This window comes from Streptomyces sp. NPDC004610 (assembly GCF_040609715.1).
Classification (GTDB): domain Bacteria; phylum Actinomycetota; class Actinomycetes; order Streptomycetales; family Streptomycetaceae; genus Streptomyces.
This window is the reverse complement of the sequence record NZ_JBEXLA010000069.1, coordinates 1-24854: the sequence shown is the minus strand read 5'-3', so window position 1 is coordinate 24854 and position 24854 is coordinate 1. Positions and strand designations below refer to the sequence as shown.

Here is a 24854-nt window from a genome sequence, read left to right as displayed (position 1 = left end):
AGAGGGATCACGCGTCCATCAGCGGGGACATTCCATGTCCGCCTGCGGGGAGCCGATCAGACCGCCTGCGGGGAGCTTTGCACTTCCGCCGTCACACGCGCCTGAAAAGCTCCTGTTCCTCGGCTTTGGTGCCCAGGGGCAGGGGGTGTAGCCAGGTCACCGGCAGCAGCGGGGTGGGGGAGGGCGAGACGGGCTCGGCTGGCCGGCCTGCCTGTTCGAGCCGGACCCGGTTTTCCTCGCTGACCCGTGTGAGGTCTTGGGCCAGGATGCGGGCCTGGTGCAGGCGGTGGCTGGCGCCGGTGCCGCAGAAGATGAGCGAGATGCCCAGCTTGTTGCGGAGGTAGTCGAAGTAGGGGAGGACGTTCGCCAGGTGCTGGGGGGAGGCGCGGTCGATGTCGTCGATGAGGAGCAGGCGGGTCTGTGCGGTCTCGAGGACGTAGTTGACCGGCAGGGTTACGTCCTGGTGGCGGCGCATCTCCAGAACCTCGGCCAGGCTTTTCGGCTCGGGGTTGAGACCCAGGTAGGAGCCGATTTCCCAGATCCAGTTCACCCTTGGCTCGGGGTCGGCGGGGGTGGTGATGTGCACGACCGGGATGGTGTTCGCCTGCCTGCCGCCCATGGCGGTTTCGATCTCTCGTTGGGCGGTGCGCCCGATCGCCCGCAGCAGACACGTCTTGCCTGTGCCCGAGGGGCCGTCGATGACGTGGTCCATCAGCCCGTCACGGCGTCCACTGTTGCCTTGGACCGCCTTGACGACCATGTCCTGCATGTGAGTCATCGCATCGGTGGGCACCATGCGCAGATGCCGGTGGTAGGCGATGGCCCGTTCGTCCTCCTTCCTGTTCGCGGCGGGAGGACTGTCCGGCGCCAGAGCGGGCGGGACCACATCCTCGTCGACGAAGTGCGTCCAGCCGGTGAGCTGGAACAGCGGCAGGGGCCGCATAGGGGTGTCCTGCAGTTGTTGATGCAGACGCGCTTCACGCTTGTTGCGTAGTTCGACGGATGCCTTCATCACACCTCTCTCTCATCGCGGTCCGGCCTTGCACTCACAGGCCGGCCCACAGTCGGACGTCCCGCTCGGGGCCGGCTGACGTGGTGCCGGGATTCGCACGGCTGTGGCCGGTCGTCTACACCTCCCACACGTCGCCCTCGCTCTCGCCACCGACATCACCATCCGGATCGACGTCGTCGACGAGCTCCGCCTCGACGACCTCGTAGACATCGTCCGGATCTTCGACCACGGCGCCGTCCGCAAAGTGGTCGCCTTCGTCGTCGGGGAAGAGCGCTGCCAGCGGGTGCGGGTCCCGCCCGCCCTGCGACGTCTCTGTGCCACCTGCGCCTGCGGGCAGCGCCGGCAGAGCGTCCGCGGCCGGAGGGGACCAGGGAGAGATGGGCTGTGCCGGATAGGGCCGCAGCGTCGACAGGTCGAACTCCTCCAGCTCCGCGTAGGGATCCCGGGGCGGTTCCTCGGTCTCCAGCTCCAGTCCCTGGAAGATCGGTTCTCTTCCCGTGCGCTTGGGCGGCGGCTTCGAGGAGCGCCGCCGCCGGTCGCGCTGCGCCAGGGACAGGGCGACGGCTTCCTCGTCCTGCTTGCTGTTGCCGGATACGAGGTGCTGCTCTGCGTGTTCGCGCCACATGTCCGCAGTCCACGGGTCGGTCAACAGGTGCCGCAGCCGGAAATCGCAGGTCACCCAGGTGTCCGTGGTGTGGTCGTACAGCCACACCCGCTCGGGGCGGTAGGGGTTGAAGCGGCATTCCCACTGGCCGCCTCGGCCGGGCAGTTTCGACTTGCCGCGCAGGAGGATCTCCCGGTAATGCCCGGCGTCCTGCGCGACGGGCTGATACGTCCGGCGGTTGATCATGAATCCGCCCTTGCCAGGAGTGACCCACCGCGCCAGCAGGAAGAAGCGGTTCTCGGCAGGGGAGAGCGGTACGGCACGGTAGCCGCTGCGTGCCACCAGGACGGCATACATGTCGTTGGGGGACAGCATGATGCCCGGGCGGAACGGATCACGCATCCCCGAGTGCGGGTTCTGCTGGTACTCTAGCGCCACCCATTCCTGGGCCATCTGCTGAAGCTCCGCGATGGTGAACAGCGGCATGCGGTCGATGCCGCGGCCGCGCTTTCTGTGGCTGCGGCCCTGCCAGCCGTGCCGAACGTACTGACTGAAGCGGACCGCGAGGGTGATGAAGAAACGCTCGGCGATCGGCTTGTCGGACGCGGTCCTCTTGCGCGCGGGGCGGCGGGCGATACGCAGCCGGTCGCAGACCTCGGTGAAGTGCTCGCTCACATACGGACTGCCCTGGTCGTAGACGATCAGTTCGGGGCGGATGACCGGGCGGGCAGCGGTCGCCTCCGTGAACCGTTCATCCGCCGCCGCCAGCGCTTCGAACGGCAGACTCGAGGCAGCAGCCGCGCTGAGAGGGTCCCAGCCGGGCATCACGGGCCAGGGCGCGAAAGCCTGGGCCAGCATCAAGGTCAGATCGATCGCGCGGGTCGCCTGGCCGGCCTGCCCACTCTCGGCGTCCCTGGGCCGGCTGGGAGTGATCATCATCGCGCAGAGACTGTGACCGGCCACGTCGATCAGCGTGGTCATCTCCGTGGCGGTGGGCCGGCCGTTGTCGCCGCGGGCCAGGATCCGCAGCGGTGTCGTGTCGACCTGCGTCACCTGCCCCGGCCGCAGCACGACCTCACGCCCGCCATGGGGCAGCGGCGGAGTGGAGGCCAGCGCAGCACGGCCGCGAGTCGGCAGGTCCAGGACATCAGCCAGTCCGGACTCTTTCATCCGCAGATAGAACGTGGACCGGGAAGGCAACAGAGCCGCCACGGCCGCCCGGCCACCGAGCTCTTTGCCATGGCGCGCGTGCAGCAGGTCCTCGACCTCTTCACGGATCAGGTCGATGGTCACGTCCGAATCGTTCGCACGTCGCGCCACGACGTCCTGCATGGCGGTCAGACAGCGCGGATCGGTGAAGCCCCCTGGTCGTCGTTCCCGCGCTGCAGGCAGCAGAACGACCGGGTTCTCCCCAGCAGCTTTCCACTTACGCCGCTTGTCAGCGAGAGTATGGGCGGAGCAGCGCAGCCCCTCAGCCGCCATCCGCGCCGACATCGCAGCACACCTCTGGGCCAGCGTCGTTTCCGGCCCGAACCCCTGCGCACGCTCGCTGCGGCCCGGCGCCCAACCGGTGTCGATCTCCACCATGCGCGCCTGCCAGAGAGCGGCCTCCTCCTCCCGTCCCTCCTGCAGCCCCGTCGCCCTACGGGCCGCTCCGTTCACCGCCTGCGCTGCACCGCCGGTGAGAACGGCGAAGTCGTCCGCTCCCACCAGCCACCGGTACGACACCGCGCGAGGTGACTCCTCGCCGTTCTGCCCCACCAGCGTGACCAAAGACCCCCGCCACTCCACCACCTCCCACTCCTGCCCCTGCCAGCGCACCTGTGCCCCGATGGACAGCGACTGTGCACGCCCGCCTTTGCCCGTCATCGCCACGCGCCCCTCTCCGGCCTTCAGGCTGTCCACACCTCGGCATCGGGCAACAGAGGCCGCTTACCGTCGAACAGCAGCCGCCGCTGCCACAGCAGCCGATAAGCAAGGTCAAGCCCCGACAACTTGTCCAGTCCGCTTGCCGCCACCCCCGCCCGCAGCCCCCTCGGCGACCTGAACGCCTCCAGTAGAGCCCGCCCCCGGGATTCCTCATCACCCCAGGCAAACCGGTAGCCGGCCAGCCAGGCCAGGTTCCGTCCGCGGACCCCTGAGGGCTCGCGGACCTGACGTACCCGCCAGCCTGCCTCCCGGGCCACCTCCGCGAGCATCTGAGATCTCGACGCAGGCACGTCCTGCTTGCCCGGCGGCTTCAGCACCAGCACTTCGCGTACCCCATCGGCGGTGCGCGCCACGAAATCCGGCCGCCAGCGGCGCTCGCGCCCACCGGCCTGCCACCTCAGTTCCACCGGGCTGGCGCTGAACGCCACCCACTGCGGCTCGAAGTCGAGTTCCATAGCCTGCCGCCACTGCCGCAGGCTGCCGCACACCACCGTCTGCTCCCGCGTCTCGATCGGCCAGTACGTGATGATGCCCTTGCGGCCCCGGTACGGCACCGGCTCGCTCACCGGCCCGAACTCCTCCAGGGCCAACCCGCGCAGCGCTGTCGCGCGGCACGCACGCACCGGCCCGTAGGGCTCGCGGTAGAGCGCTACGACGCCCTGACCTGCCTCGCCGTCCAGCAGTGCGCCAGGGATCTTCACCGCGCTCACGCAGGCCACCGCCTTCTGCGCCGCAGCCCGGCCCCGCGCACTTGCCCGGCCAGTTTTTCCTCCAGCGCCCACCGTTGCCCGGGCGTAGACCGGGTGGCGAAACCACACGCTAGCTGCCCTTGCGATGGCGATGACCGATCAGGGTAGAACAGGCAGGTTTCCAGCACTTGATTCCCCTGCCTCTTCCTGGCGACCAGCAGTACCGCAACAGCCCAGGCAGCCATAGCGCTCCGCACCCTGTTAGGACAGGCATGAGCGTTGTTCCAGCGGCCCTGTCGGCGAGGTGAGCCGGCTGTGCCCCGGGGCAAGCGGTAACCGTCCCCGCCCGGACTCGGCTGCCGGCTGTGCTTCCGGGTCAGCCTGTGCCCGGTGGCGGTGCAGCCAGTCCAGCAGCGGGCTCCTGCCTGTCTGGACGTCCAGTTCCCACGACACCATCAGCGCCTCGACCTTGCCGAGCCATCGGGCGCGGGCGTCAGTGTCTCGGCCGTCTGACTGTTCGAACTCGGCCATCTGCTGCGCGAGGCGTGCCGCTTCCGGGTAGATCACCAGTGGCATCGCCCGGGTGCTGCGGTCTTCCAGTTCGCACGCCCACGCCCGGTGGACCCAGCGCAGCACCATGGGCATTGTCCGCCACCATTCTGCTGTCACCTGAAAGGCGTCGGCGAACAGCTCCGCACCCGACCGGCCGAACTCCCTGTGTAGTCGGGCACGCTCGAGATGAGCGTCGACGACCTCGGGGAGTTCCTGCAGGGACAGCCCGCCCTGCGGCTGCGTCCTGGAGTCGTCGCACCACCGCCTGTGCCGGGCACAGACCCGCCAGCTGTCCGACGTCAGCCACCAGGCCGGCTCCCTGACCCCGCGGAGCTCCGCACATCTCGTGCAGCAGCATACGAGATATCCCTCCGGCGGCTGCCAGGGCCACTTCCACACCGCGTCCCCGTCGCCCGGCAGCCGGTGACGTGGCGCAAGCCCGGGCAGCGCCCGCCGTAACACGGCCGCCGGTGCACCGGCCAGCACGGCCAGATACTCAAGGCCCGGTCCGTTCACGTACATCTCCGTGCACTGTGGGTACTTCGCCACGCGGGCCGCATCACCCGACGATGATCCCGTGTCCTGGCCCACGCGCTGAAGGAAGTCCGCGAGTTCCAGCCCGTTGGCGTGCGCCAGCCGGTTCACGAACGACCCCGTCGACTCGCCGGGCAACGGCGAAATGCGCATCGGCAGGGGCTGACGCGGACCGTAGAGCCCTGGCATCTGCAGCACCAGCCCAGCCCCCTCTTCCGCGACCGCCCCGCATACCTGCGTTCTATCGTCGCCAGCCGCCCCACAGCCCGGTCAAGGGCCCTTAACTCCTTCGGGTGAACCCGACGGCAACACCCCAGCAACCTCCACGGCACGGGTCTGAACCTTGATCCGCAACGTGACGATCCACTGCCGGGAGGGCATCGTGGCCACGCTGACGGGCAACGGCCTTCGAACACCACTACGCGGCCACCAGACGCTCGCCGTCGACGCCTGCGTCCACGAGTTCACCGACGGCGCTCCCCGCGTGAGCGTCGTCATGGCCACCGGCACGGGCAAGACCCTCGTCGCCCTCAACACCGTCCAGGAGACCGCCCCCCAGGGCAACGTCCTGGTCGTGATGCCCACCCTGGACCTTCTCGAGCAGACGGCCGCCGTCTGGCAGAGCGAAGGCCGCCAGGGCGTCTACCTGGGCTACTGCTCGCGCGAGGACACCCACGTCCGCTCGCTGCGCGGCGTTCTCGCCATGGTCCACGACCCGGGCGAACTCGCCCGCCGTGCCTCCCTGACCGACGGCCCGGTGAACGTCTTCTGCACCTACCAGTCACTGAACCACCTGGCCCGGGCCCACCGCGATCACCACCTGCCGCGCTGGGGCATCGTGATCTCCGACGAAGCCCACCGCACCGCCGGCAACCTTCACAAAGCCTGGGGCGTCATCCACGACAACGACGTCCTGCCCGCCCGCCGTCGCCTCTACATGACCGCCACCCCGCGCGTCTTCGACGAGAAAGCCGGCTCCCAGGTCTCAGTCGGGTGCGAAGTGGCCTCCATGGACGACCACAGCCTCTACGGCCCCGTCGTCTACCGCATCTCCCTCGCCGAAGCGATCGACCAGGGCCTGCTGGCGGACTACCGCATCGTCGCCGTCGAGATCAGCGACGCCGAACTGCACCGAGTCCTGAGGTACGCCTCCATCGCATCGGCCGGAGCCGAAGGCCTGCGCGTGGCGGCCGCCCAGATCGCGCTGCTGCGCGCCCAGCACCTGTACGACCTGCGGCGCACCCTGACCTTCCACCGCCTCATCGTCTCCGCCGGCATGTTCGCCGAGACCCTTCACGAAACAGCAGCGCTCATGCCCTCCGGGACGCAGGCGTCTCTCCTGGTCGGCACCGTCAACGCCGACCAGACTCCCGCTGTCCGCAGGAAGATGATCGAGACCTTCGGGTCCGTCCCGGTCAACAGCCCCAGCCCCGACGCGGCCCCTCACAGAGCGGTCCTGACCAACTGCCGCTGCCTGGGCGAGGGCATCGACCTGCCCAGCACCGACTCGGTCCTCTTCGCCGACTCCAAGCAGAGCTCCCTGGACATCACTCAGGCTGTCGGCCGCGCGCTGCGTCAGAACCCCGGCGACAACAAGATCTCCACCATCATCGTCCCCGTCTTCATGGAACCCGGACAGGAACTTGAGGAGGGAGTCAAAGGAACCCGCTACCGCCTCCTCTACCAGATCCTCATCGCCCTGAGCACCTACGACGAGCACGTCATCCACCGTGTCGACTGGGCCCTGTCCCGCGACTACGAGGACAACCCGGGAGTCGCCGCCCGGCCCGAACGTGCCGACGAGATCATCCCCCTGCTCGACCTCCAGGCCACCGGAGTACCCAACCGGGTATGGCAGATCGGATTCGAAAGCGCCCAGCGCTACTTCGACACCTACGGCCACCTCGACGTCCCCAGCCGCTATCTCGGCTCCGACGGCTTCTACCTCGGCTGGTGGCTCGGCCGGCAGCGCTCCCTGCGCATCAACCGCATGCTCCTGCCCGAACGCATCGACCAGCTCGATGCTCTCGGCATGATCTGGCCCCACCCCCGCAGCAGCATCGAGTACAAGCTGCAGATCGCCCGGGATTACAAAGCCCGTCACGGCCACCTCGCCCCGCGCGCCGAAGAAACCTTCGGTGGAATCCGTCTCGGGCGCTGGATCGCAGACCGCCGCCGCGAAGCAAACAAACGCACCCTGCCCTACGGTTACCGGCGCGCCCTCAACGAGATCTACCCCTGGTGGAACACCTACTGGCCCAAACGCTGGCACCACACCTACGCCCAGGCCCTGGCAGCCGCCCGCGCCGGCGGCCTTCCCTTTCCCGACCTGCGCCCCGACACCGACGAGACCGCCCTCACCCGCTGGCTGGACACACAGATCGACGCCCTGCCCACCCTCCACCCGGACCAGCACGAACTCCTCGGCGCCCTCCCGCTGCGCCACCCCCTGGCCCTGCTCCTGCGCCGCCCCCGCGGCCACGCGGCGTGGGCCTTCGCCAGAGGACTGCGCGCGGCACGCGCCTTCTGGCGCAGCCACCAGCATCTCGACGTCCCCTGCGACTACCTCTGCCCCGACACCGGGCTGCACCTGGGGCCCTGGATCGCCGACAAACGCCGCGACCCATTGCGCCTCACTCCCGAACAACGCCACGCGCTGGAAGCACTCGACATGCGCTGGATCCGCCGCTGAGACACCGACGGCAGACCACGTCGTCGCCGGCCACGGCCGTTTTCAAGCCGCCTTGGCCACCGACTCGTCAGTCGTTGTCGGCGCCGGCCGCTAAGGTCTTGGCCCTTCGGGTACCAGATGTCGCATCGAGCAGAAGGCATGCAGATGAAGCGCGAGCGGGCCACCACGATTCTGAACGAGATGCTCGAACGACTGGAGCAGAACGCATGGCCACTCGACCTGGTCACAGAGATCTACCTTTTCGGGTCCTACATCCGTGGAGCCTTGGAGGTCGGCGACATCGACGTCGTGGTCCAGCACACCACTGACGAACGCTGGACCCAGCAATCCCTCAATGCCTTCTTCGGCGGCCGCGACAGCTACACCCCTATGCGTCAGGCCCTGCGCGGCAACCGCCGTGGCATCAGCTTCCAGTTCCAGGGCCGCGACTCCCTGCAGAGCGAGGACATCGAACTGCTCCCACTCTGGCACCAAGGTGAACCGATCGCCCTCGCCCGTCAGCGCCTGGCCGCGATCACATCCGATACAACTGCCGGCCGCGCGCCCCGTGACCACGTCCTTCCCGCCTACGAGACACTCGCCGACCTCATCCCACGGCCTGTCCGTATCGACCTCCACCGCTGGTCCACTGACCGCAAGATCACCGTGACGACCCTTTGTCTGCTCGACGCCCAGCCCAGCTCCATGACAGCAACCCGCCACATGGACGACCGATGGGTGCCCAACAGCCCGCTGCGCCGGGCCGCCGCGGCCGCGCTCGCCCATCTGGAGAGCACTGGTCAGCGGCTGGACCGCTGCGAGATCCACCGCCAGTGCCTGGCCCGCGGGGCGACCGACCGGACGATCGACTGTTTCGTCGACCTGGGCTGGCGCTACTGGAGAAGCGCAGAACGGTACCTTGCCGACGGTCAGAGCTGGTTCGAGGTCCTGCCCGCCACATCCCGGCAGCCCCTCAACGCCCTCCACATCACACCGGCCGCACGGTCCTAGACGGCAGGGGGCGGCTTCTTCGACCGGTACGGACGCCGGCTCAACCACATGCGGCGGCAGCCGGGCCCCGGAGTTCGCCTCGTTCCTGAAGCATCAGGAACCGGCAGGGGGCCGACGTGCCATCGGTACCAGGCAGGTACGGGAACGTCAGGCAGGGAGAGGATCCACTCTCACGCGTCGCAAATTCGTGGATAAATTCAAAGGTAAATCTGCTAGGTTTTGGGGTATGCCGACCCAGGATGAGCTGTTCGATGCCGTGGATGCGTTGCTGGCGGGGGAGCCGGCGATGCCAGCCCCTGTAGAGCGGGCGCGGCTGCGTGAGGCGGCCGGGGTCACGCAGGCGCAGCTCGCGCAGGTGTTGGAGACGAGTACGCAGACGGTGAAGAACTGGGAGGCGGGCCGCAGCGAGCCGCGGCCCCCGCGCCGCGCGCCGTATCAGCGTCTGCTGGAGGGGTGGGCGCAGAAGTATCCCGCCCCGGCGCCGGAGACGACCACGGCCCCAACCCCGGCTCCGGCGTCTCCCGCTGCGCTAGTTGAGCAGTCCCGGGGGCTCGAGGTGGAGCTCGGCCCGGCGGCCGGGGCTCATTCGACGGCATTGCGGCGCCCGGGCGCGAAGAAGGCCGCCGCTTCGAAGCCGGCGACCACTGCGCCCGTCGCTGTCGACCCGAGGTTCGTGAACGGGCCGCTGGCCGTCATCGACGTCGACGATGAGGGTCAGGTCCTCGCGTACTGCACGGGTGGTCTGGTCCTGGATGTGCCCGTGAAGACGCTGCCCTTGCTGGTGGAGTGGACGCTGGCGGAGGCGCAGTTGGGTGCGGAGCGGCTGACTGGTTCGGGTAAGGACGCTGACCCGCTGCTCGTCCTGACCCGGGCCGCGCTCGAGCGCTTCGGCCTGCCCGCCGAGCTCACCGACGAAGAGCGTCTCGCGGGGCGTCTGCCGGACGCCCACAAGGCGATCGCCCAGTTGACCCGGGCGCAGTGGCAGCTGACGAAGCGCGGTCTCGGCCCCTGGGCACGGATCTACCGCCCCGCCCAGGGCGGCCGCCGTTCCTGCGTCCAGCTGTGCATCCCGTCCTGGAACGCGCTCGACACTCGCAGCTGGGGCCACGCCTCAGACCTCCCCCCTGCCGAACTCGCCGCCGTTCTCGGTACATACGCCACCCGCGTCATGACCCCACGAGGATCCACCGCCGTCACCGGCCTGGAGCTGATGACCGCTCTGCACCCACCGACCCGGGCCTCCGCCCCGGACGAGACCGGCAAGCGGCACAGCGAACACAACCCCGGATCTCTGGGCAAGGAACCCATGGACCCACCACCATGCGAGGCGACCGACGGCCACCCCGTCCTCGCCCACCTCCCCCGCTTTCATATCCGGACCCCGGCAGAAAAACTCGTCGAGGAGGCCTACGACTGGGCGCGCCCGCTCACCGACGAGGAGTGCATGCGACGCTATCTCGTCGGCTTCGACGTGAACATGGCCTTCGCCGCCGGCGCCAACGGCGCGATCGTCGGCCTCGCCACCCCGCCCGCCCACGTCACCAACCCCGCCTTCGACGCGAAGACCCCGGGCTCCTGGCTGGTCGACCTCTCCCACGTCGACCTGTCCCGTGTGAAGGTCGGCAAGCAGTGGCACACCCTCGACGGCGATCTGCTCCCCAGCCCCTTCACTCCGACCGGCGAGCGCCCCGAAGGGCCTGCCTGGTACGCAACCCCGACCGTCGCCTACGCCGCCGAACTCGGCTACGACGTCGCCCCCCTCGAAGCCTGGATCCGCGCAGAATCGGGCCGCTACCTCGACGGCTGGTACAAGCGGCTGCGCGACGCCTACGTGTCGACGATGGCCGACCTCGGCGTCACCGAAGACCTGGCACCCCAGGAACTGCTCGTGGCGATGGACGGCTACAAGCAGCGCGACCCGCAGGCGGCGATCGTCCTGGATGCGATCAAGTCCACGGTGAAGAACGGCATCGGTAAGTTCCAGGAGAAGGCACGTGGCGGAGGCTGGCGGCCGGGACAGCCCTGGCCGGCTCTCACCCGCCCGACGTGGCGCCCGGACATCCGCGCCGTCGTGATCTCCCGCGCCCGGATCGGCATGCACCGCAAGATGGTGGCACTGGCCGGCGCCACCGGCCGCTACCCGGTCGCCGTACTGTCCGACTGCGCTGTCTACGCGGCCGACGGACCCTCACCACTCGACGTCCTGCCCTACGACGACGCGGGCAAGGCGGTACCGGGGTCGTTCCGGCTGGGAGTGTCACCCGGAATGGTCAAGCACGAAGGCACCCAGACGACCCTGTGGGCCGAAGAGCTCCGCGAGCGCGTCCAGGCCCCGGAGCTGAACCTGGCCCGCTACATCAAGACCGGCGACGTCAACACCGCCGACACAGGGGAGTAGGACACCAAAGATGACCAAGTCGGTCGGCGAGGGACTCAACAACGCACTAGAACAGGCCGTCACACGCCCAGCACCCAAGAGCGCAGGCGCCCAGATGCGCTACCTGGTCAAGCAGCTGAAAGGAACCAAAGCCGCAGCCCAGGCCCTCGGGATCTCCCAGCGCACCGTCGAGCGGTACATCAAGAACCAACTCAAAAAACCGCGCCCGGACCTCGCTAGCCGCCTGTCGGGCGAGGTGAAAAAGCGATGGCAGCCCCGCGTGAAGGCGCAAGCGAGAAAGACAGCCGGCACGAGCAGCGGCCTCGTCATCGACGTCCAGGGCCGCCTCGGCTACAGCGCGCCCATCGGAACCACGGACGAGGCCCGCGAACGCCACCTCACCGTGGCGCTGCCACCGCGCTTCGCCGAACGCCTGTTCACAGCACAGGAGCAGGGCGCCACTGAGAACCAACTCCAGCAGATCGCTGCCGAAGGACTCAAGGAGACCTACTTCCAAAACCATGGGACGCGGGCCGGGAGCCTGGAGGAAGTGCGTCTGTTCGACGTCCAGCACATCGAGTTCGGCCTCTGACCATCCCAGCACAGGACGAGGCACCACCCCGGCAACTGAACCGCAGCGCGAGAGGCGCCGCCAAGACAGGCCCGTGGTCACAGATTGGTGGCAGTCAGCGGAACCGCACTTCGCACCGAAGAATCCCCCTTGGGGAGAAGAGCTACTCTCCTTGCCTAGCATGACCGTGTGTAACTATCATTACGCCAATCGTGACACAGAAGATGCCGCACTCCGCGGCCGGCCAGATGGTCGGATACCTCTACCAGTGCGAATGGGCCCTGGTGGAACTGGCCCGCCGATGGTTCAGGGACCCGCAGACCGAGCTCCGCATGGAGATGCTCGACGACATCGACCTCCTCCGCCACGGCACGCCGGTCGAGCTCGTCCAGTCCAAACACCACGGACACGCCGGCGAACTGGGGTCCACCAGTGCCGACCTGTGGCGTTCGATCAACTCCTGGTGCGACGCGCTCGAACACCTGCCGACGGGGCAGCTTCCCATGCTCCGGCTCGTCACCACACAGACCGTCTCGCCCGGCAATGTGTTGGCCAAACTCAGACACGACGCCCGGGATGTCACCGCTGCACTGGCAGAACTCGAAGCCATCGCCAGCGATCCCGACGGCGGCAAAACCACCTTGCCCTGGCGATCCCGGTTCATGGCCTGCACCGCTTCGACGCGCGCTGCCCTCGTGGGCGCCATCGTCCTCGACGATTCCGCGCCGCGAGTGTCAGAGGTGGACTCTACGCTGCGCGAAGTGATCGGAATCTGGAAGAACGACGAGCAGAGCCAGGCGATCCTCGAGGAACTGAAAGGCTGGTGGTGGAACGTGTCCCTCGACATGCTCGACCACGCCAATCCCGGCCGGCGTATGTCCGTCAGCGCCGAGGAACTGCGCACTCAGATCGACTACGTCTCCGGCAAGTACACCCACACCGCCCTGCCCGTCGTCGACAGCCTCGACGACCTCACCGAGCAGGAGATCGCCCAGTACACCGGCCACGTCTTCGTCGAACAGCTCAAGCTGATCGGCCTCGGTAACCGCAGCATCCGCGCCCACATCGGCGAGTACCACCACGCCTGGGCCCACCGCTCACGCTGGCTCTACCACCATCACGTCACCCCCGGGGAACTTACCCAGTTCGACAGCGACCTGCGCCAGGAATGGAACCTCATCTTCGCCAAGTACGCCGACCGCTTCGACGCCGGCAAAGAAGGCGACGACGCCCAGGCCGTCGGCGAGACCATCCTCGACGCCACCCTCACCGCGGCGCAGGACATCAAACTCCGCCAGCTCGGCAAACGGTGGATCGCCCGCGGCACCCTGCACGCACTCGCCGACAACGCCCGCAACGAACCCAAGCCGCTGGGCTGGCACCCCCACTTCGAGGACCTGCTCAAGACACCCCCGCGCACGCAGACGAAGGGGGAGTAGCACATGACCACCACCCAGCTTCCTGAAGCAGCGGCCCTCCTTAACCCTGCTTTCGGCGCCTACATCCTCAGCCACAGTGCTGCCGCGTACGCCGCAGCCGCCACCGAGCCGGAATCCCATCTGCCCTGGCCGTCCGCGTTCCTGGTCCTGCCGCTGGTCCTGCCCCCCGACTCCCGGAGCGCCCTACCGCGAGACACCCGCACCCAGCTCGCCGGATGGCTGGCAGACAACACCATGATCCGCGCAGCATTCCCTCAGCGCGCACCCGCTCTGCACGCCTACACCCAAGGCTGTATCCGCTTCGGCATCCGCCACGGCACCCTGGCGCTGACCGGAGGCGGCCTGCGGGCCACCCGCAAACCCGCGAAGCCCGACTCGTCACAGCCCGCCGGCGAAGCCGCCACCTGCGTACGCGCCGCGGTTCTCGTGGGCCGCTGGTTCGCCGCAACCGACACCGCCACCCTCTTCACGCTGCTGGGCGTAAGGCCCTGACCCGACAAAGGACCCTGCCCCATGCACCTGATCGCCCTCGCCCTCTACCACCGAGACGGCCGCCCCGACCCCCGCGTCGTCCGCTTCCGCCCCGGCACCCTCAACATCCTCACCGGAGAGTCCGAGACCGGGAAATCCGCGGTCCTGAGCATCGTCGAGTACTGCCTCGGCCGGCAGACCTTCACCCTTCCCGACGGCGTCATCACCAACACCACCGCCTGGTACGCGCTCCTCGTACAGATCGGCCCCACCCGTCTCCTCCTGGGCCGCCCCGCCCCCAAGGGCGCCTCCACGAACAAGGCGATGCTCGTCCTCGGCGACCACACACTCGACATCCCCCCGGCAGACCAGATGCACGTCAACGCCGACGCCACTGCCATCCGCACCGAGCTCAGCGCCCGTATCGGCATCGAGGAATTCCGCTTCCAGCCCCCCGCCGGAGCCGGCCGCCACGCCTTCGACGTCTCCATCGCCCAGGCCGTCCTGCTGTGCCTGCAGAAGCAGAACGAGATTGCCAACCAGAACCTCCTCTTCCACCGCCAAGGGGAGCAGGGAATCGCCCAGGCGATCAAGGACACCCTTCCCTACTTTCTCGGCGCGGCAGGCCCCGAACAGGCAGCCCGCCGTCACGAACTCGCCGAACTGAACAAAGCCCTGCGCAGGGTCAACAAGCAGATCGAAGAGGCACGGCGCCGAGTAGAAGGCGGCGAAGCCCCCCGCGTCGCCCTGGCACGCATGGCAGCCGACGCAGGTCTCATCGACACCGTCCCCGAAGCTCCCACCGCAACCGCCCTCGACACCCTGCTGCGCCAAGCCCTCGACGCCGTCCCTGACGCCTCCTTCGTCTCCGGCCCAGACACCAGGCGTGAACAGCTCGCCGCCGAACGCCGCGCCCTGCGCAGCCAGCTCCAGGAGATCAACAACTCCCGCACCATCCTCGACAGCTGGAAGGAAGAGAGCACCGCCCTCACCGGCGAACTCCACGTCCAGCTCAGCCGCCTCAAGCCCATCGGCCTGCTCGGCGACGCCTCCCACGACCGCGACGCCCACACCTGCCCCCTGTGTTCTCAGCACCTCCCCATCCCAGACCCCCGAGTCTCCGACCTCCAGGAACTCACCCGCCGCCTCGAGACAGAACTGGACGATCTGGCCGCACTGCAGCCGGCCCGGAACCAGCACCTCGAAGCACTCGAAGCACAGACCCGCGAGATCCAGGCAAGCCTGCGTAACAACGCGGCCACCCTCGAAGCCCTCAACGCCAGCGACCGGCAACTGCGCCAGGCCCAGGACCAGCGCACCTACCTCGCCCACGTCCAAGGACGCATCCTCCAGGAACTGCAGCGCACCAGCCCCCAGGGCAAGGATGACCTCGGCGACCTCCTGCGGCACGGCGACAGGTTGACCGAACAGGCCGAAGCCCTTCAGCTTCTCGTGGACGCCGACGAAGTCGGCGCCGAGACCGAGAACCGGCTGAACGAAGTCGCCGACCTCATGACCACCTGGGCGCGAACCCTCAGCCTCGAGCACGCCGACACCGCCGAAGAGGTCCGCATCAGCCCCACCCTGCTCAACGTTGTCCTGCGTACCCCCGCCGGACGACTCCCCCTCACCCGCATCGGCAGTGCCAAGAACTGGATCGGCTACCACCTCGTCGCCCACCTCGCCCTGCACACCTACCTGCACCGCCACAACCGTCCGGTCCCGGGCTTCCTCATGCTCGACCAGCCCACCCAGGCGTTCTTCCCCGAGGAGGTGCACGACGCGGTCACCGTCGAGGACGCCGACTGGGAAGCCGTCCGCGCCTACTTCGCCCTCATCTCCCAGGCCGTAGAGCAGAACGGCGGAGCTCTCCAGGTCATCGTCTGCGACCACGTCAACCTCCGCGACGACTGGTTCCAGCAGGGAGTCGTCGAAAACTGGAGAGGCGGCGTCGCCCTCATTCCCACAGACTGGATCTCCGCCGAGTGACGACCTGAGCCCTCCCTCCTCGCATCTCGCGGCCCTCCCTGTCTCGTTATCACGGGGCAGCGCGTTGAGGTCGACGACGGCCGGCTGCTGCACCGAGACCGCCGACAAGTAAGGGGACGAACCGAAGTGATCGAACGAGTCCGTGCCGTCCTGGTCACGCTGACGACACGATGCTGGCCATCCGCCGCACCCGGCCGGGCCTCCCCGTGTACTGGGTCCTGCCCGGCGGCGGTGTCGAGCCCGGTGACGAGTCCCGGGAGGCCGCCCTGTACCGGGAGATCCATGAGGAGATCGCAGGGAAGGCCGACATCGTCCGCCTCCTCCACACGGTGGAGGCCGACGACGAGCGCCAGCTCTTCTACCTCGCCCGCATCGCGACCTGGTCCTTCGAGGACCGCACCGGCCCGGAGTTCTGCGCCAAGGGCCGCGGCGAGTACGCGCTGGAGGAGATTCCGCTGACCCTGGAGGGGCTCAACGGCATCGACCTCAAGCCCGAGGAGATCGCCCATGTGCTGAGGGGAGCTATCAGCACCGCGACCCTCGGAGCCGAGGCGACTTCATTCTGAGTCTTCGAGCACCTCACCACGCCAACCAGTGCCGGACTCGAACGGCGCCGGCCCTGGCGGCCTTCCCCTACCTCGCAAGCCAGTGCTGCGGGCGTGCCAGCCGCAACCGGACCACAGCGTGCAGACCATCTCTGCCACGCCCCGGACCCCACAGGCCGTGGTGGAGCCATACGCCTGGCATGGCTTAATGCTTCTACCAGGGTCGCCACGGTTTTTTGAGTGTGTGCAGGTGCTCCCGCACGGCAGCGATATAGGCGGCCTCCAGCGTCTGCAGCGTGCTGAGGTCGATCTGCGCCGGCGGGATGTTCATGGCTGTGTCGCTCTGGATGGGAGACGCTTCCCACGCTGCGTGCATGGCCGATCCGGCCGTCTTGCGTAGTTCCTGGACGAGGTCGGCGTAGGCACGGCCCACCGCTTCGGATTCGATCTTCGTCCAGGCGAGATGGTAGGAGAGGTTGCCCTGGATCTCCCGCAACGTCTCCGACAGCCGCACGCGTTCCTCGGCCGCGGCGTCGAACCGGCGCCGCCTGATGGCGTAGGGCATCTCCTTGTAGGCGCTGTGGGCGGCGAAGGCCTCGGCGAAGGCGGTCCGGAGCCTGCTGATCTCCTCCTCCCGGCTCTTTCGCCGGGCAAGCCAGATGTTGATGGCCGCGGTGAGCGCGGCGGCGAGGAACGCCCCGGACACCACGGCCGGCCACACCGAGGTGGTATCGGCCGCAGCAGGAGCCGCGGGCGCCGCGGAAGGCACCGCTGCAGTCGCCGACACAGAAGGAGCCGACGGCGCAACCGCCATCTGCACGGGCGTCATGACAACCTCCAAACCGATACCGGGCACGCCGCTCACGGGCCGTGGGGAGCTTCCTGGCCGGCCCACTCACCCGTGCTACGCCACCATTGTTCACGCAGCAGATGGGCCACCACCTGCCCCAGCAAGGCCTCAGGCCCGTCCGCACGGACCCAGCGCTGCTCAGGCGCATCGTACGGGTACCACATGCACAAAGCGCCATCGGAATACCGGTGAGGCGACTCCGGCGACCCATCGGTGTACACGTGCGGCACGTCGGGGGCCCCCGGGCCGAACACGATCGAGACCGTCTGCTCGACGACGTCCGCGACCCGCAACTGGACAGCCAGCGCGAAGCCACCGCGGAAGCGGCGCGGAGGCGGGATGACCCTGACCGCCTGGCCGCAGGCGGCCAGGCGGCGCTGGAAGGCGATACGGGCCGCCGGCCTGGCGAACCAGGCCGGCGCACGCCAGGCAGGCCGACGCCTCACGCCTGATGCCCGGCGCCGTAAGCCCGGGTGGGCCGTACCTCGGCCACCGGCCCGCTCAGCCCCAGCATTACCGTCGTGACAGGAGCGGGCTGCCGCAGCGCCGAGATCTTGCCCGCGAAACTGTCGGACACCGGGGCGTCCACGTACCGGTAGAACACCCCCGACAGCGCTGACAGCACCGCCTCGCGGTCGTCGTCGACCGCCAGAGCCTCGGCCACGCCGTCCGCCGCCCCGCGCAGCCGCCGGGCCGCAGCCTCACGCCCCACCAGCAGCTTCACGTTCGGCGAGACCCCGAGGGGGTCCTTGGTCGCCGTACCGGACTCCACCCGGGCCGCAGCCTCGGACAGCACCGTGGCCAGCGCCTTCGCCACGCCCATCCCCGGCTCGACGAACTCCCACGCCCACACCGTCAGGTTGTGCGAGGAGAAGCCCGGCTGGGAGTACTGCTTGTTCCACGCCTTCAGCAGACGCACCACCCTGCGGCGGGTACGGCGCATCGACTGCGTCCCGCCGGTGAAGAGCGCGACGTGCCCCTCCGGGTCGGACGCCTCCCACCGGTCGGTCTCCAGGTTCGGGATCCACAGCCCGCCCCCCTCCTTCCGAGTGAGCGCCACGACCAGATCCACCGTCGGGTCCTGATCGTCGACCGGCTCCCCGAACGTGATCTTCGGACCGCGCTTGGAGGTGCCACACCGGGCCTTCGGGTACACCTTGCGCACCGCGGGGCCCAGCAGCGCACACAGCTCGCCGGTGATGGCGGCCGGCGTCTCGCCGCCCCCGTCCGGCCCGAGCCGCGGATACACGCGCCGGTCCAGGACGACTCCGCCGTCACCGTCGCCGACCGGGTGGATGAAGGTGTGCTGGGGCAGCGAACCACTGCGGTAGGTCCGCAGTGCGCCCGTGAAGCCGATCGCGCTCGAGCAGACCAGGTCCAGCCGCGTACGGGCCTGCGCCAGCGGCTCGGGGTGGGCGTCGATCTGGCCGCGGATGTCGTTGAGGATGTCCTCGGTAAATCCCATGAAGATGTGTCCGTTCAGGTGAGGGGCGCCGAGCGCCGCACAGCGCCCGGGACCTTCCCCGGGCGGAGCCGTCACTCGGCGGCTCACCCTCCTCTGACGTCACACCGCCGAGATCGTCCGGGCACCCCTCCCCCCCCGACTGTGATCAGGTCAGGAACAGTCCCGGCAGACCGTGCTCGCACCTTCGAACCGGGACGGGGCCAGGACCATGAAGCACTCCTCGCAGGCACGGTCGCTCAGCCTCCTGGCAGCCGTGCAGCCACAGTGCCCCTGCCCGCACGAAGGCTCCCCGCACTCCGCACACCCCGGCTCGATGATCTTGAACGTCTCCCCGCACGTCTCGCACTCCCACCAGGAACCGAACCGGGAGCTCCCCGTCCGCGGCCGCGGCGCTGTGAAAGCACGCCAGGCCACGCTGTCCTCGGCGAGCACCGCGATCAGATAGTCCTCATCACACCAGGCCGCCTGCCCGTACAGCAGATCGCTCTGCTGGCCGGACCGGTGGAGCACGAACGTCTTGTCGTGCTCCACCGTGGCGCGGGTCCCCAGGGCCGCGGCCAGGAGCGGGGTGCCCGACTGGTCGGAGCCCCGAGCCGGCGGAATCATGCCGTGAGCCGCGGCGAACAGCACCCGGCCCCCAGCGTCGAACAGGACGACCGCACCGCCGCCGGCCAGGTACTGCGCCGCACGCACGCAGCACGCCTCGCGCGAAGCCCGGGAGGTGCGGAACATGGCGACCACATCATCGGCGCAGGGCCCGCGGCGGCGTACGTCCGCGGCAATCCGCGCATCCGGCACGAGGATGCGCGCGGCGAAGGCGTCACATGCGGCTTCCTCGAACGCTTCGGAGTCCTCCCAGTCGAACAGGCGCTGCCCCAGCTCGGGGTCGGTCTGCTGGAGATGGTGGCCCAGCTCGTGCAGGCCGGTGAATCCGCGGCGCCGATGTGAGCGGGCCGCCCCGACCACCAGCGTGGGGGGATCGGTCTGCGACCGGTAGCTGCCGGCGACCGAGCACCGGCCACCGCCGTCCGACGCGGCCTCCAGCGACACCTGGACGTCCGTCCAGCGGCCCAGCTCGGCCAGCGGATCGGCACGCAGCGCTTCCACAGCGCCGGGGTGCAGCCGCTCAAGAGCCGAGATCATCGCCTCCGCCTGACGCGGAGCCTCCTGGTCGAACCGGCGCCGTGTCACGCGCCGCCCTTCGTAGTGTCCTCGCCGCCGAGGAACTGCCGCAGACGGGCGTCCCAGTCGGCCGCGCCACCGCCTGTCTCGCGAGCGGCCAGGGCGAAGGCGCCGTAACTGCCCCAAAGACGCGCTTGGGCTTCACTGATCTCCAGCTGCCGGGCGCGGCGTACCCATACCGAGCGCCACCGCGGGTGCTCTATGGCCTGGACGAGATCGGCGGGCAGGGGACGGACCGTCCGGGCGATCTGCTCTGCGCTCAGTCCGGTCGCCGAGGCGATGGCACCGATCCGGTCGGCAGGCAGCGGAGCCTTGCCGCGAAGCAGTTTCATGACCTCGGGCTGCGGCATCTCCAAGACAGAGCACAGCGTCCTCAAGTCCAACCGGTCGCCGAGCAGCGACGCCAACGTCCCGGGAGGCCGTCCGCTCTCCTGAACCGGCAGACCGGGCGCATGTTGCAGATGCTCCAGATCATCAGCGAGGCCCGCTCGCGTCTCGGCGTCCGGCTCCAGGGCGGAACGGATCATCTGTCCCTGGCGTACCCCTGCCGCGGCCGGCACCGGCCGACCCTGGGCCCGGGCCGCCGCACACCCCACGATGTCCTCGTCCCAAGCATCGACCACACGCTCCAGCACGCGCACAGGGACACAGGAGACCAGCCCTGCCCACACGGTGGCCTCGACGCCGAACGCGGTGCGTGCCCCCTCCACGACCACGCTGGTCTCATCCTCACCGGGCGGGTCGATCGTGACGGGGACGGCGTTCACTTCACGGGCGCCCGCCTCCAGGACCAGCACAAGCATGCTGACCTCGTCCCAGCGTGCCCGCCATACCTGACCAGCCTTGATCTCCGCCTGAGCCGGATCACCGAAGCGCTCCCTCAGCCCTGCCTCCGACAGAGCATGCGGCCCACGCATCTTTCGGGCCAGGTCCAGGAACCGCTGCGGTACTTTCGAGTCACTCATGGTGTCCTCCCGCATCCATCGACTGAGCAGGCCTCCACCATCGACTGACGTCATACCGGCCAGGACGTCCGGCCCCGGCCGCGCTCATCATGTCTGCGCCGCTTCGCTGCACAGCCGGATCACCTCCGACCCCACCGAACGTACCTCGTGCCCGTCTCCGTTCCCGACGAGCTGCTGCAGTTTCTCCTTCAGACATGTTCCGCGGTGATACGCCTGGGACCGGCCGCAGCCCAAAAACGCCTGAAGCTCTCCCGGGCGCTCCAGATACGCGACCATGCCCCGCTCCTGGGGGCTGAGCATGGCCACGATCTGTGCCGCGGCAGACGCCGCACCGGCCTCGTCGTCGCGAGCAAGCACGATCTCCTCCGGGGAGGCGTGCGCACGGGCGGTGATCTGCGATCCCGCATCGTCGGGGAGCGGGAGGACTCTCGGATCCAGCGCCACGGGAAAACGGGCGATGAACACCTCGACCAGCTGGGCGACCTCCATCGATCCAGCAGCGGTGGACAAGACCGCACGGATCACGGCTTCCAGTGACTTCCGGTCAGCGAGAGGGGCACGACGCGTTTCGCTGCTCCACTTCGGGATCTTGATGTTCGGCACGGCGTACGCGGCGTCGACGAGCGGGCCGGGGGGACCGGACCAGGGCTGCACCGTCGTGCCGGCCAAGCGCCACCTGCCGGCTCCTGCCTTGCTTGGCGGCACCGCCTCGAAGGCACTGCAGTCCGTCAGCACCTCTTCCAGCGAGCGCCTGACCGAACCAAGCGCAGTCTTACGGGCCTGGTCGATCAACCAGCGCCGGATCGATGTCCGCAGCAATCGTCCGACACTGTCATCGTCGGTGGCCAGAGCCAGGAGATTGGCGGTGACCGCCTGGAGGCGATCTACCAGGAACTCACCCAGCAGATCCTCCTCATCGGCCTTCGGCCAGCCAGCTTGCGGCTCCAGAACAGGAAAGCGCTGTGCTTCCTGCCACACCAGCTTGCCGGCCAGGGCCAGACACGCGGGGCCGAAGCACCCGAGTTCGTGCAGTTCGTCGAATACGGAAATAGCCGGTACCCCCCCTTGATGGGCGAACCGTACGCCAAGGGGCCCTTCCAGCACAGGGCATTGCACATTCCGGCTCGCACCGCGACCACACCCGAGGGCTACATCCACACCTACACCGAGGGTTAAATCCAACCCGAGCCGAGCCGGTCCCATCAGCCCGGCTTTACTCCCAACGCATCCCAAGCTCGGACAGCTCTGACACCCGCTCGGGCGACAGCCGCGCCCGACGGGAGCGACTGTTGGCGATGAACACCCCCAGGGCCTGCTCGTCCCCGCCGACCTTCTCGACATGCCGGTGGGGCACCTCCAGATGCCCCTCCCGCTCCCGGTACTGACGGGCAGCAGCCAGATTGGCTGCCCACACCTGCGCCCGCGTACGCCGCGGCGCCGCCACATCCCGCTCACCCTCCAGCAACGGGCCGAGGCCGAGGGCTTCCTGCAGCAGCCACTGCTGCGCCGTCTCGAGGCTGTCCCAGCCACGCCGCTGTCCGCCGGCCCACCGCCCCAGGTCCTCGCCCTGGACCACTACCTGTCCCGGCTGCTCGGGCAGTACCTGTCCGCCCTGGACATGCATGCGAGCGAGGTGGAAGCACCGCTGCCAGGCAACCGACCATGAGGGGCACCACGACGGGTCGATGTCCTCCAGAGCACGCCGCCGAGCCGCACTCAGCCCACCCGCCCCCTGCTCGCCCTTGTCCTGCCGCGCGGCTGCCCGCTGGTTCTTCAGCCACACCCCCACCGCGTAGCCCTCCCACATGGCATCGGTTGGCGCCAGCAGGTGCCCGTGCTCGGCCGCCCACTCCCGTGCCGCGGACAGCCCCTCGGCGAACGCGACCTCGGCATGCGACCAGATCATGCCGAGCTCCTCCAGCTGCCCCACCCGCTCCTGGCTCAGCTCCCCGCGGGTATGTGCACTGCGCTGCCGGGCGATCCACACCCCCAGAGCGAACCCGTCCGCAGTCCGGTACTCATACGGAACCGCCAGATCACCATGGTCACTGCGGTAGGCCAGCGTGGCCGCCAAACCCCGCCTCCAAAACTGCCTCTCCGGCTGCAACACCCGCAGACTGATGAACGCCGCCAACTGCGCCGGATCCCGAGGCCGGGAGAACGACAACAGCTCCGCAGCCACCCTGCCCACCTCGCCCGGCACCTCCACCACCTCGCCGGCCGACCGGCCCCCGGCCACCTGGGGAGCGGCCAGCTGCTCCACGGCCTGCGCGTCGTGCGCCCGAAGTGCCGCGAGGACCTTCACCAGCTCCCCATAGGCCCGCGACACCAGCATCTCGTCAGGCTGCTCACCCGGACCGAGGAAGACAGGAACGACCAGAGAGGCCACCTTGCCTTCCCCCGGCTGCATCCGAAGCGCCCGCCCCACCGCCTGGACGATGTCGATCGCCGACCCCCGCACATCGGCGAAGACGACAGCATCGCACTCCTTGGTATCCACCCCCTCACCGAGCACCCGCACCGAAGACAGCACCCGCACCCACGCCGCCCCCGCATCAACCTCCGGCTCCGACGCGAAACCTGCCAGCACCGCACCCCGATGCGCCGGCTTGTGCTCCCCGCACAGCCAGTCAGCCCACACCCCATCAGCACCCGGGTAGAGACCCGGATCGCTCTCGTGCAACTCCTTCGCCACCGCACCAAGACCACTGGAGAACGCCTCGGCCTCACCCGTGCGGTAATGAAACGTCAGCAACCTCCTCAACTGCCGCTCCGCCGAAGCCTTCACCACCGCCGTCTGCAACGCTGCCAGCCGCGCCCCCCGCACCCGCGCCGTCCTGCCCGCACCCCCCACCAGCTCGACCACAGGCAAACCAGGATCCGCGATGTCCACACACACCACCTGGTAACGAGCGATCAGCCCCCGCTCGATCGCCTCCGACAACAACAGCCGGTACACCACCGGCCCGAACACCGCCTCATCGTCCATCGACGCAACCAGCTCACCACCCCTCTCCGGACCCTCCCGATCCGGCACCTCCCACAACCGCGGCGTCGCCGTCATATACAACCGACGCAGCGCCGGCACCCGCCCATCGTCATGAACCCCCGCCCACGCCTTCCCCAACGCCCCCGACGTCCGGTGCGCCTCATCCACCACCACGAGGTCCCACGTCCCCAGCCCCACGCGATGACTCCGCTCCAGCACCCCCAGTCCCAGCGAGGCGTAGGTGGCAAAGACCGTCACCGAATCCAGGCCCGAGACCCACCCCACCAACTCCGCCTCGTCGGTGGTGCACTGAAGAACCTGCGTGTCCTCACCTGACAGTGAACAAGCACCGAACATCGGACCCCGACGCCCCGCCTCCCGCCACACCGACACCGTCTGGACCAACAGTCCGAGCGTGGGAACAAGAACCAGAACCCGTCGCGCACGCAGAGCCCGCGCCGCGTGGACCGCGATCAGGCTCTTCCCGGTGCCGGTCGCAGCAACAACCTGGGCCCGTACCCCACCCGATGATCCCTCATCAGGGACGCGCCCCAAGGCCCTTACCACCGCGTCAACAGCTTCGACCTGATGAGGTCGAAGCTTCCACCGGGTCGCCACAACGCATCACCTCTTACCCCGGGGCACCCGGTAGAGGCACTACCCGCTCAGCGTGGACTTTATCCGGGTACATTTTTGATTGCAGACTGCCGCAGAACCCAGACTTCCACCCCACTATGACAGGGACACCATCCACATCGTGCGGGCTTGGAAGAACAGCCCCATCTGAGTATATGCCGAGCGGACACCCAACCCCCGAGCACCGCCAGCCCTGCAGCCAGCCGCCCGCGCAGCGGGCCAGGCTTGGAGGCGAAGCCGTAAAGCCTCAGGCAGGGGAGCGAAGCGGACTTGCCCAACCGGACTGCGAAGCAGTCCGGTTCGTTGGCGGCCGAGCGAAGCCGGCCGCCAACGAACACTCCGTCAAGCAACCGTAGCGAAGCGGAGGTTTACC

17 protein-coding genes and 1 pseudogene are annotated in these 24854 nt (G+C 68.7%); 8 read left to right on the top strand and 10 right to left on the bottom strand.

All coding sequences use genetic code 11. From position 1 onward, the window contains the following. Window positions 1–91: 91 nt before the first annotated feature. From ABZX40_RS40460 to ABZX40_RS40445, 4 genes are all read right to left on the bottom strand, one after another. Window positions 92–1012 carry an ATP-binding protein gene (locus tag ABZX40_RS40460; RefSeq protein ID WP_355750561.1) on the bottom strand — a complete coding sequence of 307 codons (921 nt, stop codon included), beginning with the start codon at window positions 1010–1012 and terminating at the stop codon, window positions 92–94. Between the two features lie 115 nt (window positions 1013–1127). Further along, window positions 1128–3521, bottom strand: a complete 2394-nt coding sequence (locus ABZX40_RS40455; protein ID WP_355750564.1) for a transposase — start codon at window positions 3519–3521, stop codon at window positions 1128–1130. After that, window positions 3509–4255 carry a TnsA-like heteromeric transposase endonuclease subunit gene (locus ABZX40_RS40450; protein WP_355750566.1) on the bottom strand — a complete coding sequence of 249 codons (747 nt, stop codon included), beginning with the start codon at window positions 4253–4255 and terminating at the stop codon, window positions 3509–3511. Before ABZX40_RS40450 ends, ABZX40_RS40455 begins: the two co-directional genes overlap by 13 nt. Window positions 4256–4495: 240 nt before the next feature. After that, window positions 4496–5509 carry a TniQ family protein gene (locus ABZX40_RS40445; protein WP_355750602.1) on the bottom strand — a complete coding sequence of 338 codons (1014 nt, stop codon included), beginning with the start codon at window positions 5507–5509 and terminating at the stop codon, window positions 4496–4498. 193 nt (window positions 5510–5702) lie between these two features. On the opposite strand from ABZX40_RS40445, the gene ABZX40_RS40440 reads away from it, so the two are divergent. The 8 genes and pseudogenes from ABZX40_RS40440 to ABZX40_RS40405 all read left to right on the top strand — a co-directional run bounded on the left by ABZX40_RS40440 (window position 5703) and on the right by ABZX40_RS40405 (window position 16415). After that, window positions 5703–8012, top strand: coding sequence for a Helicase associated domain protein (locus ABZX40_RS40440; RefSeq protein WP_355750569.1), 2310 nt, complete (start codon window positions 5703–5705; stop codon window positions 8010–8012). A gap of 138 nt (window positions 8013–8150) precedes the next feature. After that, window positions 8151–9002 (top strand): hypothetical protein, encoded by an 852-nt coding sequence (locus ABZX40_RS40435; protein WP_355750572.1) that lies wholly within the window; start codon window positions 8151–8153, stop codon window positions 9000–9002. Between the two features lie 226 nt (window positions 9003–9228). Continuing rightward, window positions 9229–11400, top strand: a complete 2172-nt coding sequence (locus tag ABZX40_RS40430; RefSeq protein WP_355750575.1) for a helix-turn-helix domain-containing protein — start codon at window positions 9229–9231, stop codon at window positions 11398–11400. A 10-nt stretch (window positions 11401–11410) separates the two neighbouring features. Continuing rightward, the gene (locus tag ABZX40_RS40425) at window positions 11411–11971 is read left to right on the top strand and encodes an XRE family transcriptional regulator (RefSeq protein WP_355750578.1); all 561 of its coding nucleotides are present in this window, start codon (window positions 11411–11413) and stop codon (window positions 11969–11971) included. A gap of 191 nt (window positions 11972–12162) precedes the next feature. Continuing rightward, on the top strand, window positions 12163–13389 hold the full coding sequence (locus ABZX40_RS40420; protein WP_355750580.1) for an ABC-three component system protein: 1227 nt from the start codon (window positions 12163–12165) through the stop codon (window positions 13387–13389). Window positions 13390–13392: 3 nt separating this feature from the next. Beyond that, window positions 13393–13881, top strand: a complete 489-nt coding sequence (locus ABZX40_RS40415; protein ID WP_046911498.1) for a three component ABC system middle component — start codon at window positions 13393–13395, stop codon at window positions 13879–13881. Between the two features lie 21 nt (window positions 13882–13902). After that, the gene (locus ABZX40_RS40410; protein ID WP_355750583.1) at window positions 13903–15849 is read left to right on the top strand and encodes a DUF3732 domain-containing protein; all 1947 of its coding nucleotides are present in this window, start codon (window positions 13903–13905) and stop codon (window positions 15847–15849) included. Window positions 15850–15975: 126 nt separating this feature from the next. After that, window positions 15976–16415: pseudogene (locus tag ABZX40_RS40405) on the top strand (NUDIX domain-containing protein). A gap of 193 nt (window positions 16416–16608) precedes the next feature. Here ABZX40_RS40405 and ABZX40_RS40400 read toward each other — a convergent pair. The 6 genes from ABZX40_RS40400 to ABZX40_RS40375 all read right to left on the bottom strand — a co-directional run bounded on the left by ABZX40_RS40400 (window position 16609) and on the right by ABZX40_RS40375 (window position 24463). Further along, complete coding sequence (locus tag ABZX40_RS40400) at window positions 16609–17259, bottom strand: hypothetical protein (protein WP_355750586.1); 651 nt, start codon at window positions 17257–17259, stop codon at window positions 16609–16611. A gap of 427 nt (window positions 17260–17686) precedes the next feature. After that, window positions 17687–18709 (bottom strand): hypothetical protein, encoded by a 1023-nt coding sequence (locus ABZX40_RS40395; protein WP_355750589.1) that lies wholly within the window; start codon window positions 18707–18709, stop codon window positions 17687–17689. Window positions 18710–18859: 150 nt separating this feature from the next. After that, window positions 18860–19900, bottom strand: a complete 1041-nt coding sequence (locus ABZX40_RS40390; protein ID WP_355750592.1) for an ImmA/IrrE family metallo-endopeptidase — start codon at window positions 19898–19900, stop codon at window positions 18860–18862. Beyond that, the gene (locus ABZX40_RS40385) at window positions 19897–20856 is read right to left on the bottom strand and encodes a hypothetical protein (protein ID WP_355750595.1); all 960 of its coding nucleotides are present in this window, start codon (window positions 20854–20856) and stop codon (window positions 19897–19899) included. The genes ABZX40_RS40390 and ABZX40_RS40385 overlap by 4 nt, the downstream gene beginning before the upstream one ends. An 87-nt stretch (window positions 20857–20943) precedes the next feature. Then, the gene (locus ABZX40_RS40380) at window positions 20944–21960 is read right to left on the bottom strand and encodes a hypothetical protein (protein ID WP_355750597.1); all 1017 of its coding nucleotides are present in this window, start codon (window positions 21958–21960) and stop codon (window positions 20944–20946) included. 109 nt (window positions 21961–22069) lie between these two features. Continuing rightward, window positions 22070–24463, bottom strand: coding sequence for a Helicase associated domain protein (locus ABZX40_RS40375; protein ID WP_355750600.1), 2394 nt, complete (start codon window positions 24461–24463; stop codon window positions 22070–22072). Between the last annotated feature and the right edge of the window lie 391 nt (window positions 24464–24854).

Bases quoted from the DNA above. Each gene is read 5' to 3' on its own strand.
- ABZX40_RS40425 (WP_355750578.1), top strand. From the start codon at position 11,411: ATGACCAAGTCGGTCGGCGAGGGACTCAACAACGCACTAGAACAGGCC.
- ABZX40_RS40430 (WP_355750575.1), top strand. From the start codon at position 9,229: ATGCCGACCCAGGATGAGCTGTTCGATGCCGTGGATGCGTTGCTGGCG.
- ABZX40_RS40435 (WP_355750572.1), top strand. From the start codon at position 8,151: ATGCAGATGAAGCGCGAGCGGGCCACCACGATTCTGAACGAGATGCTC.
- ABZX40_RS40395 (WP_355750589.1), bottom strand. From the start codon at position 18,709: ATGGGATTTACCGAGGACATCCTCAACGACATCCGCGGCCAGATCGAC.
- ABZX40_RS40410 (WP_355750583.1), top strand. From the start codon at position 13,903: ATGCACCTGATCGCCCTCGCCCTCTACCACCGAGACGGCCGCCCCGAC.
- ABZX40_RS40460 (WP_355750561.1), bottom strand. From the start codon at position 1,012: ATGAAGGCATCCGTCGAACTACGCAACAAGCGTGAAGCGCGTCTGCAT.
- ABZX40_RS40385 (WP_355750595.1), bottom strand. From the start codon at position 20,856: ATGAGTGACTCGAAAGTACCGCAGCGGTTCCTGGACCTGGCCCGAAAG.
- ABZX40_RS40445 (WP_355750602.1), bottom strand. From the start codon at position 5,509: ATGCCAGGGCTCTACGGTCCGCGTCAGCCCCTGCCGATGCGCATTTCG.
- ABZX40_RS40415 (WP_046911498.1), top strand. From the start codon at position 13,393: ATGACCACCACCCAGCTTCCTGAAGCAGCGGCCCTCCTTAACCCTGCT.